Source organism: Sphingobium indicum B90A (genome assembly GCF_000264945.2).
GTDB classification, from domain to species: Bacteria; Pseudomonadota; Alphaproteobacteria; order Sphingomonadales; family Sphingomonadaceae; genus Sphingobium; species Sphingobium indicum.
The window spans coordinates 2,132,193-2,148,149 of record NZ_CP013070.1; the positions used below are offsets into that span (position 1 = coordinate 2,132,193).

15 protein-coding genes are annotated in these 15,957 nt (G+C 62.2%); 5 read left to right on the forward strand and 10 right to left on the reverse strand.

Annotated elements, in window-relative coordinates; translation table 11 throughout:
• Positions 1–6 precede the first annotated feature (6 nt).
• Entirely contained in the window at positions 7–1,230 is a 1,224-nt protein-coding gene (locus SIDU_RS10380) for an HlyD family efflux transporter periplasmic adaptor subunit (RefSeq protein WP_233431812.1), read from the reverse strand.
• A gap of 187 nt (positions 1,231–1,417) precedes the next feature.
• On the opposite strand from SIDU_RS10380, the gene SIDU_RS10385 reads away from it, so the two are divergent.
• Both SIDU_RS10385 and SIDU_RS10390 read left to right on the forward strand, forming a co-directional pair.
• Complete coding sequence (locus SIDU_RS10385) at positions 1,418–3,757, forward strand: heavy metal translocating P-type ATPase (protein WP_007688609.1); 2,340 nt, start codon at positions 1,418–1,420, stop codon at positions 3,755–3,757.
• 142 nt (positions 3,758–3,899) lie between these two features.
• Positions 3,900–4,280, forward strand: coding sequence for a c-type cytochrome (locus SIDU_RS10390; RefSeq protein ID WP_007688607.1), 381 nt, complete (start codon positions 3,900–3,902; stop codon positions 4,278–4,280).
• 14 nt (positions 4,281–4,294) lie between these two features.
• On the opposite strand, the gene SIDU_RS10395 is transcribed toward SIDU_RS10390, so the two are convergent.
• A complete protein-coding gene (locus tag SIDU_RS10395; RefSeq protein WP_007688605.1) occupies positions 4,295–6,826 on the reverse strand; it encodes a cation-translocating P-type ATPase in 2,532 nt (843 codons plus the stop codon).
• A gap of 490 nt (positions 6,827–7,316) precedes the next feature.
• On the opposite strand from SIDU_RS10395, the gene SIDU_RS10400 reads away from it, so the two are divergent.
• Positions 7,317–8,504 (forward strand): GGDEF domain-containing protein, encoded by a 1,188-nt coding sequence (locus SIDU_RS10400; RefSeq protein ID WP_007688604.1) that lies wholly within the window; start codon positions 7,317–7,319, stop codon positions 8,502–8,504.
• A gap of 245 nt (positions 8,505–8,749) precedes the next feature.
• Here the strand turns inward: SIDU_RS10400 and SIDU_RS20335 are convergent, their stop codons facing one another.
• The 7 genes from SIDU_RS20335 to rlxS form a co-directional block, all read right to left on the reverse strand.
• A complete protein-coding gene (locus tag SIDU_RS20335; RefSeq protein ID WP_409349302.1) occupies positions 8,750–8,935 on the reverse strand; it encodes a phage integrase central domain-containing protein in 186 nt (61 codons plus the stop codon).
• An 834-nt stretch (positions 8,936–9,769) separates the two neighbouring features.
• A complete protein-coding gene (locus SIDU_RS19310) occupies positions 9,770–9,970 on the reverse strand; it encodes a hypothetical protein (RefSeq protein ID WP_129965440.1) in 201 nt (66 codons plus the stop codon).
• 298 nt (positions 9,971–10,268) lie between these two features.
• Positions 10,269–11,120, reverse strand: a complete 852-nt coding sequence (locus SIDU_RS10405; RefSeq protein ID WP_025771410.1) for a hypothetical protein — start codon at positions 11,118–11,120, stop codon at positions 10,269–10,271.
• A gap of 244 nt (positions 11,121–11,364) precedes the next feature.
• Complete coding sequence (locus SIDU_RS19315) at positions 11,365–11,769, reverse strand: hypothetical protein (RefSeq protein WP_129965439.1); 405 nt, start codon at positions 11,767–11,769, stop codon at positions 11,365–11,367.
• Between the two features lie 139 nt (positions 11,770–11,908).
• Positions 11,909–12,136: a helix-turn-helix domain-containing protein gene (locus tag SIDU_RS10410; protein WP_007688602.1), complete on the reverse strand. Its 228-nt coding sequence runs from the start codon at positions 12,134–12,136 to the stop codon at positions 11,909–11,911.
• Positions 12,133–12,552, reverse strand: coding sequence for a ribbon-helix-helix domain-containing protein (locus SIDU_RS10415; RefSeq protein WP_007688601.1), 420 nt, complete (start codon positions 12,550–12,552; stop codon positions 12,133–12,135). Before SIDU_RS10415 ends, SIDU_RS10410 begins: the two co-directional genes overlap by 4 nt.
• Before the next feature lie 139 nt (positions 12,553–12,691).
• Positions 12,692–14,755, reverse strand: coding sequence for a relaxase/mobilization nuclease RlxS (gene rlxS, locus SIDU_RS10420; protein WP_050983569.1), 2,064 nt, complete (start codon positions 14,753–14,755; stop codon positions 12,692–12,694).
• Positions 14,756–15,031: 276 nt separating this feature from the next.
• Between rlxS and SIDU_RS10425 the strand changes: the two genes are divergently transcribed.
• Positions 15,032–15,394, forward strand: coding sequence for a hypothetical protein (locus SIDU_RS10425; protein WP_007688598.1), 363 nt, complete (start codon positions 15,032–15,034; stop codon positions 15,392–15,394).
• Positions 15,395–15,454: 60 nt separating this feature from the next.
• Here the strand turns inward: SIDU_RS10425 and SIDU_RS20340 are convergent, their stop codons facing one another.
• Entirely contained in the window at positions 15,455–15,673 is a 219-nt protein-coding gene (locus SIDU_RS20340) for an immunity protein Imm33 domain-containing protein (RefSeq protein ID WP_084191195.1), read from the reverse strand.
• An 83-nt stretch (positions 15,674–15,756) separates the two neighbouring features.
• Here SIDU_RS20340 and SIDU_RS20345 point away from each other — a divergent pair, with 83 nt between their 5' ends.
• Positions 15,757–15,954 carry a hypothetical protein gene (locus tag SIDU_RS20345; RefSeq protein ID WP_073507137.1) on the forward strand — a complete coding sequence of 66 codons (198 nt, stop codon included), beginning with the start codon at positions 15,757–15,759 and terminating at the stop codon, positions 15,952–15,954.
• Positions 15,955–15,957: the final 3 nt, after the last annotated feature.

A 15,957-nucleotide genomic window follows, 5' to 3' on the forward strand; every position in this document is an offset into this window, starting at 1 on the left:
GCCGCGTTACAGCACCACCCGGCCCGCCGTGCCGACCGGGCACTGCTTCCGGCCTTGCGCATCCAGCATGATCCGCGCGCCGATCAGATATTCGCCCGCGGCAGGATTGGGAATGTGGCTGGTGACGCGGAGCTGGGAAGGATCGCCCACCCCCATGTTGACGATGGTGCCTGGCCAGCGATCGCCGTTCGAAAATGCGACGAACGTCACGGGCGCGCCGATGTTGAGCTTGCTGTAGGCGCTGCGGCCAACGGTGAAATAGGCGAAGAAGGACGAACAGTCCGCGAGCATGTAGATCGGATCGCCTTCACGCAGCGATTCCCCGGGGGCAGCGACCTTCGCCCACACCCGTCCGTTGACGCTCGCCTGCAACGGAAGCTGCAACCGCCGCATGGCGCCGGCCTTGCCGCCGTCGCTCAGCTTTTGCGCGTTGGCGAGCGCTGCGGCGAGATTCTCCCTCTCGCCCCGCAGTTCGCTCATGGCAAGGTTGAGATCGCTCAGGCGCTGGGTCGAATATTGGACGTTGCTGTAGCCGTTGTTGAGGAACAGGCCTCGACCCGCGGCGCGCGCCTCGATCAGGTTTGTGCGTCGGCGCGCCAACGCCGCATTCTGCTCTGCCAGGGCGGCGCGCTGATCCTGTTCTGCCCTTTGAAGTCCGGCCGCGCTGATAAAGCCCCGCTCGGCAAGAGACCGGGCGCGTTCCAACTGCTTCTGCGCAAAGGCCAGCCGCGCCTGCGCGGCGGACAGTTGGGCGGAGCTTTCGTCCGCGACGGCATCCATCTGCACCAGCTTTTCAGATCGATAGATGCCCGATTCACTGCGGATGCGGGCGGCGTCCGCCGCAAGAGCGGCCATTCGGCCGTCGATGCTGACCAGTTTCGTGCGGATCTGATCCACATCTTCCGATCCGGCGCGGACAGCCGCCGACAGGCCGACCGGAGCGGCAAAGCTGCCCAGCAGCTGGTTCCGCGTCACGCGGTCCCCGACATTCGCGCCAAGCCGGTCGACTTCGCCGGAGATCGGAGCCCTGACGACACCTATATCCGCCACCAATGTGGTATTGTAACCGGCTGTGAAGACAAAGCTGCGCACCAGCACGGCGAAGGCCATCACCAACAGAACGCCGCCGACCAGCATCCTGCGCGGCAGACGGAACCATTGTCGCTTCGGGCTTTGTGGTAGCTGCAGTTCCTGTGCATCATCGGTTGAAAATTTTGCTTCTACGCTCATTTCGCCCTCGACCTTTTCGGCGAATCATACGCAGATATGGTTAAGGAAAATTGGAGGCCGACTTCGGCGGCAACAGCGACGCTATGGAGGGCGACGCCCTGTCCATTCAGGGGCTGAACTGGCGGCGGGAGGGATTCATAACCGCAAATAAAACGATGGAAATCCATGCCCCCGCAGGAGCTGCTCGATGACGCATGAACATCACCATCATCATGATCAGGCGGATGTTTCCGGCGGGTCTCAGGCCAGGGATCCGGTCTGCGGGATGTCGGTCGATCCCGCGAAGACGCCGCATCATGCGGATCATGCCGGGATGACCTATCATTTCTGCAGCGCAGGCTGCCGGTCCAAGTTCGTGTCCGACCCCGAACGCTATCTCGGTCCCCCTGCCCCGCAGGCCGATGTTCCGCCGGGGACGATCTGGACCTGTCCGATGCATCCGGAGGTCCGTCAGGATCATCCGGGCGCCTGTCCGATCTGCGGCATGGCGCTGGAGCCCGCCACGGTCACCGCCGAAAGCGGGCCGAGTCCCGAACTGCGCGACATGGCCCGCCGTTTCTGGATCGGACTTGCGCTGGCCCTGCCGGTGCTCCTGCTGGAGATGGGCGGGCATGTCTTCCCTGCTCTCCACCATCTGGTGCCGATGAAGGTCTCGACCTGGATTCAACTGGTGCTGGCGACGCCCGTGGTGCTGTGGGCGGGCTGGCCCTTCTTCGAGCGCGGCTGGACATCGCTCAAGAGCCGCAACCTCAACATGTTCACGCTGATCGCGATGGGCACCGGAGTCGCCTGGGCCTACAGCATGGTCGCGGCGCTTGCGCCAGGCGTCTTCCCGCCCGCCTTCCGGGGAGCGGACGGCAGCGTCGCCATCTATTTCGAGGCGGCGGCGGTGATCACGGTGCTGGTCCTGCTGGGGCAGGTGCTGGAGCTTCGCGCGCGCGAGCGCACTTCGGGCGCGATCAAGGCGCTGCTCAACCTTGCGCCCAAGACCGCGCGCCGGATCGGGCCGGACGGCACCGAAGAAGAGATCGGCCTGGATCTGGTGTCGGTTGGAGACCGATTGCGCGTCCGCCCCGGCGAGAAGGTGCCGGTCGATGCCGTCGTCGCCGACGGCCGTTCCTCGCTCGACGAGTCGATGGTGACGGGAGAATCCATGCCGGTCACCAAGGCGGCGGGCGACAAGGTGATCGGCGGCACGCTCAACCAGACCGGCGCTCTCGTCATCGTCGCCGAGAAGGTCGGGCGCGATACGATGCTGGCGCGCATCGTCCAGATGGTGGCCGAGGCCCAGCGGTCGCGCGCGCCGATCCAGCGCATGGCCGACCAGGTCTCCGGCTGGTTCGTGCCGGTCGTGATCGGCATCGCCATGCTCGCCTTCATCGGCTGGGGCATCTGGGGGCCGGAGCCGCGCTTCGCCTATGGCCTGGTCGCAGCCGTCGCGGTGCTGATCATCGCCTGCCCCTGCGCGCTGGGTCTCGCCACGCCGATGTCGATCATGGTCGGCGTCGGGCGCGGCGCGGGGCTCGGCGTGCTGATCAAGAATGCCGAAGCGCTGGAGCATATGGAGAAGGTCGACACGCTGGTCGTCGACAAGACCGGCACCCTCACCGAAGGGCGTCCCGCCGTGACCGGGATCGTGCCCGTAACCGGCTTCGATGATGGGGAAGTCCTGCGGCTGGCGGCGGCGGTGGAGCGCGCATCGGAACATCCGCTGGCCCTCGCCATCGTCGAGGCCGCCGGGGCGCGGGGGCTCGATCTGCCTGAGGTCGCCGACTTCGACTCGCCCACCGGACGAGGCGCGCTTGGTACTGTCGAGGGCAAGCGGATCGTGTTGGGGAATGCGGTGTTTCTCAAGGATCAGGGCGTCGACCCCTCCGAACTGAGCGAGCAGGCGGATGACCTTCGCCGCACGGGCGCTACGGCTATCTTCATCGGCGTCGACGGCAAAGTCGCGGGCGCCTTCGCAATCGCCGATCCGGTCAAGGAAACGACGCCGCAGGCGCTTGCGGCCCTGCGGCAGGAAGGCATCCGGGTCGTGATGCTGACGGGCGACAACCGGACGACGGCCGAGGCGGTCGCGGCGAAACTGGGGATCGAAGAGGTCGAGGCCGAAGTCCTGCCCGACCAGAAGAGTGCGGTCGTCGCGAAGTTCAAGAAGGAAGGCCGGATCGTGGCGATGGCCGGGGACGGCGTCAACGATGCGCCGGCGCTGGCCGCCGCCGATGTGGGCATCGCCATGGGTTCAGGCACCGATGTGGCGATAGAAAGCGCGGCCGTCACCCTGCTCAAGGGCGACCTCAATGGCATCGTCCGGGCGCGGCGCCTGTCGCAGGCGACCATGTCCAACATCCGCCAGAATCTGGTGTTCGCCTTCATCTACAATGCGGCGGGGATACCGGTCGCGGCCGGCCTGCTCTACCCGATCTTCGGCATCCTGCTGTCCCCGATGATCGCTGCCGCGGCGATGGCGCTGTCCTCCGTCAGCGTGGTCGCCAATGCGCTCCGGCTCAACCGGCAGCCGCTGTGAACGCCCACGGCCGCAGTTTCGAGGGCGGAAGCATCTCCGCCCCGCGCAGGATCGGCAAGCCCGTGGCGCTCGAGGCTTGACGGGATTGGACAGCGGCGGGCTTCGGATTTATTCAGACCTCCTGTCATCGGGGTAAAGAGCCATGTGGAAGGTCGCCATCGCAATCAGCCTCGCGCTGATGAGTGCCGCAACCATGGCCGCGGCCGGGAATGCTGGAGATGTATCCCGAGGGCGTGAACTGGCCGAGCGGCGTTGCGCGAGTTGCCATGCCATTGGCGAGGCCGGCAACAGCCCCGACCCGCTCGCGCCGCCCTTCCGGAATCTTTATCGACAATATCCTGTCGATGCTTTGCGGCCGGCATTGCTCAAGGGGCTGGAGGTCGGTCACCGGAATATGCCCCGTTTTGTCCTGTCAGCCCAGGAAGTGACGGACATCATCGCATTCCTCCATGACCTCGACCCATGCGGCAAGCCGTCGTCGGATGACGAAGCCATGGCGAGATGTTTCGCGCCCGCAGAATGAGGGAGAGCGAAGGATCAGGGGCTGATATTTTTCTGCCAGCCTTTCATGCCTTCGCACAGCAAGAGCAGCAGGACAGGCAGCAAGATCAGGAACAGCAAATCTGCTGGATCTGGCTGGGAGAAGTGGAGCAGGCGGCGCAGCGGCTCCAGGGTTAGGATCAATCCGCACGCTGCCAGCACGGCAGCCGCCATGTAGCGCAGCGACGCATTGTTACGCCAGAGCGCACGGGTCAGCGACGTGCTGAAGGATCGGTTCACCAGCACCAGCGCCATGATGGAAGCAACCAACCCGAAGAACAGGACGGTCCTCACTCGATCGGGTGCAAAGCCCCAATATGTCATGGCGATGTGAAGCCCCAGCAGCAGCGCGAAGGCGATGCCGCCGTAAAGAACGCTTGGGACGATGAGGTCCATGGAAAAGAGGCGTTTGGCGGGATTGCGCGGAGGTCGTCGCATGATGTGTTGTTCTGCGCGCTCGGCTTCGAAGACGAGCGCGCAGACAGGATCGATGATCATTTCGAGCAGGGCGATCTGGATCGGACCCAGCACCAGCGGCAGGCCCAGCAGCAGCGGGGAAAGGGCAAGCCCCGCAATCGGGACATGCACGGCGAAGATGAAGCCGATGGCCTTGCGGATATTGTCGTAGATGCGGCGGCCAAGGCGGATGGCGACGACGATGGCGCCGAAATCATCCTCCACCAGGACGATGGCTGCTGCCTCGCGCGCCACATCCGTGCCGCGCTTGCCCATGGCGATGCCGATATGCGCCGCCTTGAGCGCAGGCGCATCGTTCACCCCGTCGCCGGTCATCGCGACGACCTCTCCCGCCGCCTTGAGCGCGGAGACGATGCGCAGCTTCTGTTCGGGCATGATGCGGGCGAAAATGGTCATTTCCTTCGCCTGCTCGGCCAGTTCGGTATCCGATAGCGCGCTGATCTGATCGCCGGTCATGGCTCCGTCCGAAGCGATTCCCGCCTGCGCCGCGATCGCCTGGGCCGTGGCGGGATAGTCGCCGGTGATCATCACCACCCGGACACCAGCGGCGGCGCATTGCGCTATCGCTTCGGGAACCCCCGCCCGCAGCGGATCGGACAGGCCGACCAGCCCGAGCAGCGAAAAGTCATGCGCTTCATGCCCCTTGTCCCGATCCTCCGGCGCGATCGTCGCGCTGGCCACCCCCAGCACGCGAATGCCCCGGGCCGCCATGGCGCGGACGGCCTGATCAAGCGCCTGATGCGCTGCGGCATCCAGCCGGCAAAGTCGGGCTATGGCTTCCGGCGCGCCCTTGGCGGCTACGGCCAGCGTTCCTTCCGCGCCTGTCCGCCACAGATTGGACATAGCCAGCAGGTCGGGCCGAAGCCCATTGGTGTGGACCAGTTGCCATCCTTCCCGCGCCGGAACGCGGGCATCCCTCGCGGCACCGTGGAAGGCAACCTCCATGGGATCGACCGGCACCGGGGCGCTGGCCAGCGCCGCAGTTTCGATCAGGGCATGGAATTCGGGCAAGACCAATCCGTCGCCCAGCGGCACCGTTTCCCCTGACGGGAGCCACAGTTCCGTGACTGTCATGCGGTTCTGCGTCAGCGTCCCGGTCTTGTCAGTGCATAGCGCCGTCGCGGCGCCCAGAGCCTCGACGGCGGACGCGCGGCGCGTGAGCACGCCCACCTGCGCGATGCGCCACGCGCCCATGGCGAGGAAGATGGTGAGGACCACGGGGAATTCTTCGGGCAGCAAGGACATGGCTGTTGCGACCCCGGCAAGCAGCGCAGCCATCCAGTCGCCGCGCAACCCGCCATAGAGAAGGACCACCAGCAGCGCGACAGTCACGCCGCCGATGGCGCAAAGGCCGACAATCCGCGCGGTTTCCTTCTGAAGATGCGGGACTTCCGTTTCCAACGTCTCCAGAAACCGTCCGACCTGACCGATGCGGCTGCGCAGGCCAGTGGCGCTCACCCGCGCAATGCCGCGCCCATGCGTGATGACGGCGCCCGAAAAAAGATAAGGCGTATCGTCGCCGCCCGGTTCGGCCCGATCCGGTTCGCCGGTTCGGGCGGTACGCTTGCGAACCGGAACCGCCTCCCCGGTCAGCAGCGATTCGTCCGCCTCCATCTCCTGCGCCTCGATCACCAGCGCATCGGCCGCGACGCGATCACCCGCTTCCAGCACCAGCATATCGCCATGCACGACCTCAGGGCCGGGGACGCGCACGGTTTCGTTATCGCGGATGACCAGCGCGCGCGGTGCCGACAGGTCGCGAAGCGCCTCCAGCGTGCGCTCCGTCCGCGCTTCCTGGACGATGGTGATAAGGATGGACAGACCCGCAAAGCCGAGCAGGACCGACGCTTCCGTCCTGTCACCAAGCAGCAGATAGATGATCCCGGCTGCCAGCAGCATGGCGAACATGGGTTCGCGCAGCACTTCCGCCGCGATCCGCAGCGGCGTCCTCCGGTTCGGGCGGGGCAGCTCGTTGGGACCATCCTCGGCCAGCCGCTCCCGCGCCTGCGAAGCGGAGAGACCGGCATGATCAAGCTGCTTCCCTACCCTCACCACGCCTTGTCTCCCCGGCAAAACGACCGGCAGGCAGCGTCACGCGCCGGCCTGTCAACCGGCGGAAGATCGATATGCCCCCGATTGCCGTCCATCCGGATATCTACGGACTGTTCCGGCCGTGATATCATCCATGGGTCAAGGAGAGGCGACAAGACCATCGTTATCGGCTGGAGACAAGGCGGCTTGCGGGCAGCCACGCCTCTGCTCGCAGGCTGCGGAATCAAGCTCTGGCCGTGAAAGGCTCGGCAAGAGCGCCGCAGCGATCGGGAGGGTAAGGAGATGGCGCGGTTGAGGGGCAAGAATGGGTCGTCTGCAATCAGGCAGCTTGAAGCGGCGGACCCATGGCGCCAGGCCAGGTGGACGCCGTTTGCATACTATCCATGCATGTCGTGACCAGAGGCGCTGAATATCGCCTCTGATCCACGAAGATGTCTCAACGCGGCGAATGATTAACCTTTTTTGAAGGCGTTCCGGTCACATTTGGGCTATGGGTCAACCTGCCGTAGACATATCGGGTCGAGCAAGGCTTAGCTGCCGACTTCGGGCGGCGCAGTGGCTCTTTAAGCCGACGAATGACGTCGACGATGCCGGCCGCGAGTTTTTGTTAGCGCAACTTCTCACCACGCCGCTGGCCGCGCTGATGGGATCCTTTTGCGCGCTGACCATCGAACTGGTTGCATGGCATCGCAGCGGACAGCCGATCTACTGGTTGTTCATCGCAGGCGAGGTGGCGGTTGCTGCCTGTAGAGTGATCGAATGGCAAGGTCGGGCCCAGCGTAGCTCGACTCACCTGCCGACAATTGACAGGTCCGTTCTTTTGTCCGTCCTATGGTGCACCTTGCAGGGCCTGCTTGCATTCACGATCATTTCCTCGGGGGATCTTGTCCTTAGCGTCCTTTCAGCGACGCTCGTTATGGCAATGATCGGACCGATCTGCGCCCGCAACTATGCCGCTCCGCGCTTTGCGTTCTTGCTCGTTCTACTTTGTGATATCCCGTTTGTGACCGGCGCAGTCACATCCGGCCAGCCATGGCTCCTCGTGATCCTCCCAATTACACCACCATTTTTGCTGGGTGCAATGCAGATCATCATGACCTTTCATCGATCGATGTTGCAGACCCTGGCGGCGCAGGCCCACGCCCGCCATCTGGCCGAGCACGACTGGCTTACCGGCGTCCTCAACCGACAAGGGATGGATCAAGCTCTCAGTCGGATAGTTCCTGATGCGGAGCGGCAGATGGCGCTTATCAGCATCGATCTCGATGGCTTCAAGGAGGTGAACGACCGGTTCGGACATGGTGCTGGCGATCTCCTGCTCACCCAGGTGGCACGTCGACTGCGCGACGCACTCGGGGACGATGATTTGCTCGCGCGCATGGGAGGCGACGAATTCATGGTTGTTGTGCGGGGAATGGTGCCAGACCAAGTCGCCCCACTTGCCGACCGACTGATTGCTGCCATTTCTCGCCACGCATACGAAACCGGCCAGAGCGTGCCAGCCCGGGTAGGCGCCAGTATCGGCTTCGCGTGTCTGCCCGAAGACGCCGCAAATACCGTGGAACTGCGGCTTAGGGCAGACGAAGCTCTTTACGCCGCCAAGGATGCAGGAAAGGGCGTCGGAAGGCGCTACGGTAGACTTGCCGCCGCGGCACCGCCCCTGGCTCAGACAGCTTAGAGGCGCCATTCTCCCGGCCGGAGTGGAAGAGTGCTGAGGCTGCCCGGTACGGCTAAGCTATCCATGGCCAAGTTGCGCAAGCTAGCTATCCCGAGCTTCCTAGAGGCCAGCCAGACGACGGCGATGATCCAGCAAGTGTAGGTTCATGGCATCTCGATCCTTTCAGTAAGGTCCATCGAGCGCCTGAGCGCCGAGATCAAGCTGAGCCGGCTAGCGGACTATCTGCACCTGCGGATCCAAAATCGTCAGCTGAACGGCCGCAAAAGGGGTCGGCCGCAGAAGCCGCTGCTATGCTGCACGTTGGTGATCGCCCGCATCGGCGCCTCGCTCTCGCGGTAGCCCGAAGCATAGGCCCAATCGAGTATGGTGCCGATCCGCTGACGGACCCGCCGCGCCGTCTCCGGCTTGGCAAGCCAGATGTCGGAGAGCAGATTGCGATCATCGGGCCACGGATGGGGAAGAAAAGCTAGGTGGCGGAGAGGGAGGGATTAATACTCGCAAATAAAACGGTATAAATCCAAGCCTTTCGTCCACGTTAACTGCAGCTTTCCCACGCCCGTTCCCACGGACATCTCTGCTGGTCATAAAATCACCAGCTTAATAGCATGATGACGGACGCTCTTGGATCTGTCCAGATACTATTGTTCGGCCGAGATTGGCTGATTCCGAAATGACCGGTCTGTGGCAGGCGACTGGGGAAGCTGCCCTTGCCGTACGGAGGAAGCAGCCGCGCCGGAGTCGACCAATGTCGGCCAGAAAATCGCCTCGTTGCGTTTCCTGATTGCGGACGTTGAATGATCACTGCATCATGAAAAGATGATGGATTTCATAGCCGGTTTTATTGGATCGCTACTGCCTTGGCGCGTATGGGCGGGCATCGCCGTCGCGATCCTACTTTCCATCAGCGCAGTAGCGATATGGGCGTGATAGTCGTCTAACGACCATATGCAGACATTGTGAGCCGCGCAGCGAGCAGCCATAATCGGTCGTCATGAGCGCATCAATTTTCCCTTTGGCTTTTGCCGTTCTGTTTGCTGTTCTTCTCGTCCGGGGCTTGGCGACGGGTATTATGCCTTCATACGGCCTTTCTCCAAGGCGGCGTAAGGGGCCATTATTGTTCTGGATGCATACCGGACGGTTAGTCGCACTGACGCTCATGACTGGGTATGCGGCATTCGCTATATGGGTCGCAGGTATGTGACGGACAACAGTCGGCCAATCACTGACGCCAACACGGCCTCTGTAGCGGCCCCGAAGCCGACATTCTAAAATCCGATAGTTGCGCCATATAAACCGAACAACGCGAAACCACCGAAGAACGCAATGTTGCCCCAATATGCGACTGGCTTGGTCACGCGTCCGGGTATCACCGCATTTCCGGGCAAATTGTAGTTGGCTGCGAAAACCAAAACGAGAAGGCCACAGGAGACGAAAAGCACTATACCTGTCCATTGTGCGTTCGTCATTATGCCTAACTCCTTCCCGCCTTATGCACTTTCGACGTCCGCTTCTATTGATATTCACCAACGAACGGCCATTCCGCAATCCACCCAAGGCCGGGCATAGTGTGACGAAATTCAGATCGTCTCGGCCCGTAACCAACCAGTCCGCTTCCATCGAAAACCTGCCTGTCGGCTGCCCCGCTCGCGAGCGGACCATCGGCCTCTCGGTAGAATGACACGATTCGAGGGCAGGAGCGACAATGCTGGGTGGTTTGCGGACTGGCGGGTTTGGAGAGCAATTGAGCGATATCAGCCATCAGATTTACTCGCTTAGGTGCATTTTCTCCCAAGTTACAAAGGGTGGCGCGGAAGCTTCTGAAGCGTAAGCCATGAACACTTCTCGGACTTCCTCGAAATCAAACAGATCATTATTGCGTTCGGCAAGTCGCAAATTATCGTTGGAACGTAACGCTCGGAAGTGCTCAAAACTCCCCCCATCTCGCTTCTCCACAATATAGGCACCGTCGCGAGAAGCAGTCTGTATGTAGGTTTCTGGCCCCGCCTCCAAGATCACAAAACTGCCGGTTCCAACCGCGATTAACGCATCATGGATCGCATTGGGCGTGACCACGCCTGAAAACCTCTCCCCTCCGATAGACATGACCAACTCTCTGGAAATGACGGCTGCGTCTGATTTCCGTCGAAGCGTTTTTCCAGAGACAGTTAGAGTGTCGCGAAGAAACCGGATGAGAGGTTCAGCCTCTCGTCGACCTTTGTGCGCCAACCAATAAATAAGTGGCCCTCCAAGAAGGAAAACCACTGCAATCACCAGTAACTGACGAAATGACGCGGTCCCTTGCGAAATTAGTTTGTATACTATGAAAATCATAAACGGGATAAGGAGCGAAAACATGACCACGCCGTTAAGGTCGGAACCCGCTCTGCCGCGCACTCGCGACCCTGCGGCATCGCTGGAAATCACCCCGAACAACATGGGGCCATATTGGTCAAACGCACTAAACCAGAGACATATCAATGGTCCGACAATCCAACCGCGCGCACCATTCTTGGCGTCGAACCACCCCTTCTTACGCGACTTAATGGCGATTTTTACTTCACTCGGTGACATCGGCGAGTTGATCTCAAAACGATAGCCAAAAGGTTCAAATGGCATATGATATTGGTCCCCAGACGCAACTTTATTCACATCTGGCCCAGTGGCCGGTTTCGGACAAGCACAAGGTAAAGCGGAACGGCAATTTCTGGTCGCTTGCCGCTGGGCAGTTTTCTAATCCCGAACCGGACCAGCGGGTTACAGGAAGCTGGACGCGATTCGTGGGCCGGGAGAGCCGATGGTGGGGGAAAGGGGACAGTCCGCTTTCAGTCAGATGAGTGCTCATCCCGGCATGCTGGTCGCGTTATTCGAGGGTGCCTTGAAAACACTTGCCTGTGTCGGAGCAATGCAGATGCGTGATCAACAATTTCCGAACGGCGGTGATCTTTGCGCAAGGTGCGCCAGCATCGAAATCTAAGGCCGTGACAGGCTTGGGAACGGGTATTGAGTTAAGGCCCGTCAAATAGGTTTCAAGCGCCGCCTCACCATCGTCATGCATTGAGGAAAGATCGACGCCGTTCCAAGTAATCCTCCCGGACTTATCGACCTTCACGATGTTGGCATAATGCCCGTCTATCGGGGCGGACCAATGTTCGGCGAAATATCGCGAACGGAAACTATGAAAGCCGGGGATCGGGGTCGCGCAGTTTGCGAAGGGATCAACGCTCGATTTCGAACCACAACCACTCGTCACGGCTACCAATATCAAGATCGCGGTTCTCATTGACACGAATTAGCAAAATAGGAAGATCAAGCAAACTCGTTCGATGAGCGGCTGCTTTTGGGAAGATTAGCGGTCGCCCCCGTATGGCGGCTATTGGTCGGCGGCGGCCCGGCGGCTTTCCAGGTCAGCCTTCCTTGAGCCGGGCCACCAGTTCCCTGATCCCCTCGACGGGCACGAGCGTAGCACTTCCAAGCTTGAGCGTCCTGATCTCGCCCTCTGCGATGAGCTCATAGAATTTGCTGCGTCGGATCCCTAGCATCCGGCATGCGTCGGGAATGCGCACGGTGATGGGTTCGATCCCGTCCTGCGGCGGCAGGTCCGTGTTCTTCAGCGGTCGATGCTCACGGCTCATTGCAAACTCCTCAGCTTTCGGGTGATGGGATCGTCGGTCGCCGGAGCCGCCTTGCCCGCGAACCGATCGGCAATCTCGTCGATCAGCTCGGCGAACATCTTGGCCCCAGCGGCCTGCGCGGCGGCGTTCACCGGGGTCATGGCCCCGGTGGTGAGCTGATGCCGGACCATGCGCGCCAGCACCTCCCAGACCAGTGCCTGGTTGCGCCGCAGCCAGTCGGTGTTGCGCTCGATCCTGGTGAGACGGATGCCGATGGCCTCATCGCTCTTTGGCGCCTGCCGCCGGTTGAACCAGGCGTCGAGCGCCTCGACCAATATTTCCGACCGCGCCCGGCCCGAGCTCTTTGCCAGATGCTCAAGCCGCCTGCTCATCTCCTCGGGCAGGAACAGTTGATGCCGGGTCTTGTAGCTCTTCATAGGGGGTTGATCTCCGGTGGCAGCGGACCAGCCCAGCGCAAGGGGGGACACAGAAGCGATCCGCTGCCATGGACGAGTATCGCTGTCCGGCTTCTGCTTGGGGATGGTGCAGATCGGCCCAGATGGGCCCGGATCGGACTCACATGCCGCCGATGGTGGGACCGCTGCGGCCCCGGCCTATGGTCCAGCTGATCCGCCGGTCCTCGCGCATCAGCCCGGAAAGCTGCTTGCCGACATGCCGTTCCAGCTCATCGCGCCAGGGCACGAGCGTGAACTCATGGCTGCGCTCGATCAGCGCGAACCGCCCAGAGGTCATGTTCACCTTGCGCGTGAGCGTTCCCTCCACCCGTTCGCCGGGCACCGTCTCGGCAAAGGGCAGGCCCAGTTCCTTCGACAGCTGCCCCGCCAGGGCCCGCACCTCGCGCTCCCGGAGGATGCGCAGCAGATTGCGGCGGTAGATCACCTCATTGCCCTGCCGCTCAGCCAGTTGCTGCTCGACCAGCCATTGCTGGCGCAGCGCCAGCGCCTTGCGCACCTCCTGGCCATAACCGCTGGTGGCGATGGGCGCTTTGTCAGGGGCGGTCAGCTCACGGTCCAGCCAGGTCGCGGCATGAACGCCCGCCTGCTGGAGGATCGGCCCTGCCGACAGCATCTCGACCTTGACCGGCTCGGCCCTGAGTTTCCTCTGCTCATAGGCCCGCACGGTATCGAGATGATCGGGACCGATCTTCCATGTCCCATCCGGTTCGCGTTCAGGCTTGCCGGTCGCCTTGCGGATGGCTTCCAGCCGCCGCACATGGGTTTCCACGAAAGCCTCGCTGGCATGAGGGTCATGGTTGAGGTGAATGCCCAGACCATAGCGTCCGGCATGGGCTTGGGCGATCTGGATGACGGTGCGATCAACGGCCCGGGGTTCGGCCTGCCTCGGCGTCAGACTCACCATGGCGCCGACCGGCGTGGGCTCTGTGCTGGTGCCGATATCGACATAATGGCTGTGCCCGTCGATGCCGTCGACGATGAGATAGCGGCGCTCATGATCGTCATCGGCAGCGCCTCGCTTCACCACCTTGCCAATGACCGGCCCTGTCATCTGTGCGGCTACTCCATCGACGCCATGGACGACGTAGCGGCCGGCATCGATCTGGGTCGCTTCCTTCTCCTTCGTCATCTCCCGGTGCATGAGGCGGATGATGTCGCCGCGTAGCCCCGAATCGGTGAGGGTCTTTTCCATATGAGGGGTAAGCGTCCAGGAAAGCGGTCCGGCCTGCTGTGCCAACTCCATCCGCTCCAGCACCCGCGCCCGGGCAACCAGCAGCAGCTGGTGACCGGGATCGAACGCCACCTCTCCCTCCATCCGGCGGAGGTCGATGACATGATCCTTGGCCTGGGCCAGCATCATCCGGTCGAGCCGGGTGAGCCGTTCGGCATCGACCTCCAGCGCGAGTTGCTGGCGCACCTCGATCTCGCTCTGCGGTCCCAGCGCCCGGGTCATGATTTCCGATGCCCGGTAGCGGATGGCATGGGCGATATAGTCGCCTGCAATATTGAGGGTCTTGCCGTCCTCGGTGATGCCCCGGATCAGGATATGGCTATGGGGATGGCCCGTGTCGAAATGATCCACCGCCACCCAGTCCAGGGTCGTACCCAGATCCTCCTCCATCTTCGCCATCAGGTCGCGGGTAAAATCGCGCAGATGATCGAAGGCCGGACCATCCTCGGGCGCGACGATCAGGCGGAACTGGTGGCGGTCGTCCACCCCACGCTCGGCAAAGGCCCTGGCATCGGCTTCATCGGCGAAGGTCGAGTAGAAGCGCCCGCGATCCCCTTCACGGCTGACGCCGTCGCGTTCGAGATAGCGCAAATGCGTACCCACAGCCCCCGCCTTGCCGGCGAGCTTCACCACCCGAGCCTTCACCGTCACGCGGCGGGGCCGCACCCGCATGCCGCTGCCCCGGTCGAAGGACCAGCCCGAGCCGCGCGGCACGGCGGCGGCGATCCGGGCGCCACGGCCCCGCGCATTGAAGCGGCCGGTGCGAGGTCCAGAACCCACACCAGCATCACCCAATCGGCGCGGATTGCCGCCGCGCCGAGCGACCTGCTTCATGATCTCCGAGCGCAGCCTCGTGCCACGCGGTGGGCGGGCGCTGTCGCGCCGCGAACGCCCGACGCGGGGCTCGGAGCTATCGTCATCCTGTGCCATCATCAAGGATATGGCGAGAAAGGCCCCACCGCCTCAAGTATCTCGCGCAGAAGTCCCGCTTTCCTGCGGCGTTGCGAGCGAACAGTGCCGGTTCGATCTCCCGAAGGAGACAGGCCGTCTCCGCAAAAAAGGATGTGCAGACAAGGGCTTGGCCGGGCAGATGCGACGAAGCGTGCCGGCCTTTATCTTGCGCGCATCTCCCTAACCGGCACCCCTTCCTTATGTTCCCTATATGTTCTATTCTCAGGCCCATTCCGATTCTCAGGGGAAGGGCCAGGCATGGGCGTGCAGATCGAGGCAATGGATGGCGGGAAGCTCAAGCTGACCGGCGATGTCGAGACCGTTCTCGACCTGCCCGCCAGCGCCGTGACGGATGGCTTTTCCTTCGCCTTTTCCGACGGGACATTGCTCAAAGGCCATCATGATATTGGCAGCGGCCGCTGCCATTTTGCGGTAGCCGCAGAGGGCGCTGGCATCGTCAGGATCATGCGCGAAGGGCGGCATGATGGCGCAAAGATCGACGGACAAATCGAGTGGATGACGCTTGCCTGCGGCAGCAGGACGCTGTGCCCGATCCATGCGAAAGCGCAGGATGACGGGCGGCAATTGGTGCTGGATATGGACGCAAAAGAGGCGGCTTAGAGGTCTGATCGAAGTAAGTGATTATCGCGACAGATAGCTTCCGTTCGATGTGGACCGGCCTTACTCCTGCGCCACATAAATATTCCTGTCGAAGTCCCGCATCAGGGCAGTGCCGACCGGTGCGTCAATCCACCGCAGCCAGCTATCGTCTCGATTGAGCACGGCTCCCAGCGCTACATAGGAAGATTTCCGCGCTTCCATATCCGCATCGGATGCTGAACCTTGCCGGCCCCGGATACGCCAACCGCTATCGGGATATGTATCGCCATCCTGCTGCATGTCGGGTTCTTCACGATAGATGAACTCGACCGGCTCAGGGGATCGAAGCGGGCAAGCTGCGCAAGGTCGTGTTTCATGGTCAGATGTTCGACGGCCGCGTGAAAAAGATGGCGAACCGAACTGAGGCTCATCGCTGCGACCACAAGGAGCAGAAGTGCCTCAAAAGCGAAAAATTCGCCATGGAGCGGTTCATCATATTTGCTCGCCGCGTGCAGCATCATGGCAAAAGCAGTCGGGAGAACGCAACAGCCAAGGCTCAAGATGCACAAGAGCGGTCGTGATGC

What these genes read in the sequence shown, in the direction of transcription:
- SIDU_RS10380 (WP_233431812.1), bottom strand. Translation starts at nt 1,230, where the DNA reads ATGAGCGTAGAAGCAAAATTTTCAACCGATGATGCACAGGAACTGCAG.
- SIDU_RS10385 (WP_007688609.1), top strand. Translation starts at nt 1,418, where the DNA reads ATGACGCATGAACATCACCATCATCATGATCAGGCGGATGTTTCCGGC.
- SIDU_RS10390 (WP_007688607.1), top strand. Translation starts at nt 3,900, where the DNA reads ATGTGGAAGGTCGCCATCGCAATCAGCCTCGCGCTGATGAGTGCCGCA.
- SIDU_RS10400 (WP_007688604.1), top strand. Translation starts at nt 7,317, where the DNA reads ATGGGTCAACCTGCCGTAGACATATCGGGTCGAGCAAGGCTTAGCTGC.
- SIDU_RS19310 (WP_129965440.1), bottom strand. Translation starts at nt 9,970, where the DNA reads ATGACGAACGCACAATGGACAGGTATAGTGCTTTTCGTCTCCTGTGGC.
- SIDU_RS10405 (WP_025771410.1), bottom strand. Translation starts at nt 11,120, where the DNA reads ATGCCATTTGAACCTTTTGGCTATCGTTTTGAGATCAACTCGCCGATG.
- SIDU_RS10410 (WP_007688602.1), bottom strand. Translation starts at nt 12,136, where the DNA reads ATGAGCCGTGAGCATCGACCGCTGAAGAACACGGACCTGCCGCCGCAG.
- SIDU_RS10415 (WP_007688601.1), bottom strand. Translation starts at nt 12,552, where the DNA reads ATGAAGAGCTACAAGACCCGGCATCAACTGTTCCTGCCCGAGGAGATG.
- rlxS (WP_050983569.1), bottom strand. Translation starts at nt 14,755, where the DNA reads ATGATGGCACAGGATGACGATAGCTCCGAGCCCCGCGTCGGGCGTTCG.
- SIDU_RS10425 (WP_007688598.1), top strand. Translation starts at nt 15,032, where the DNA reads ATGGGCGTGCAGATCGAGGCAATGGATGGCGGGAAGCTCAAGCTGACC.
- SIDU_RS20340 (WP_084191195.1), bottom strand. Translation starts at nt 15,673, where the DNA reads ATGCAGCAGGATGGCGATACATATCCCGATAGCGGTTGGCGTATCCGG.
- SIDU_RS20345 (WP_073507137.1), top strand. Translation starts at nt 15,757, where the DNA reads ATGTTCGACGGCCGCGTGAAAAAGATGGCGAACCGAACTGAGGCTCAT.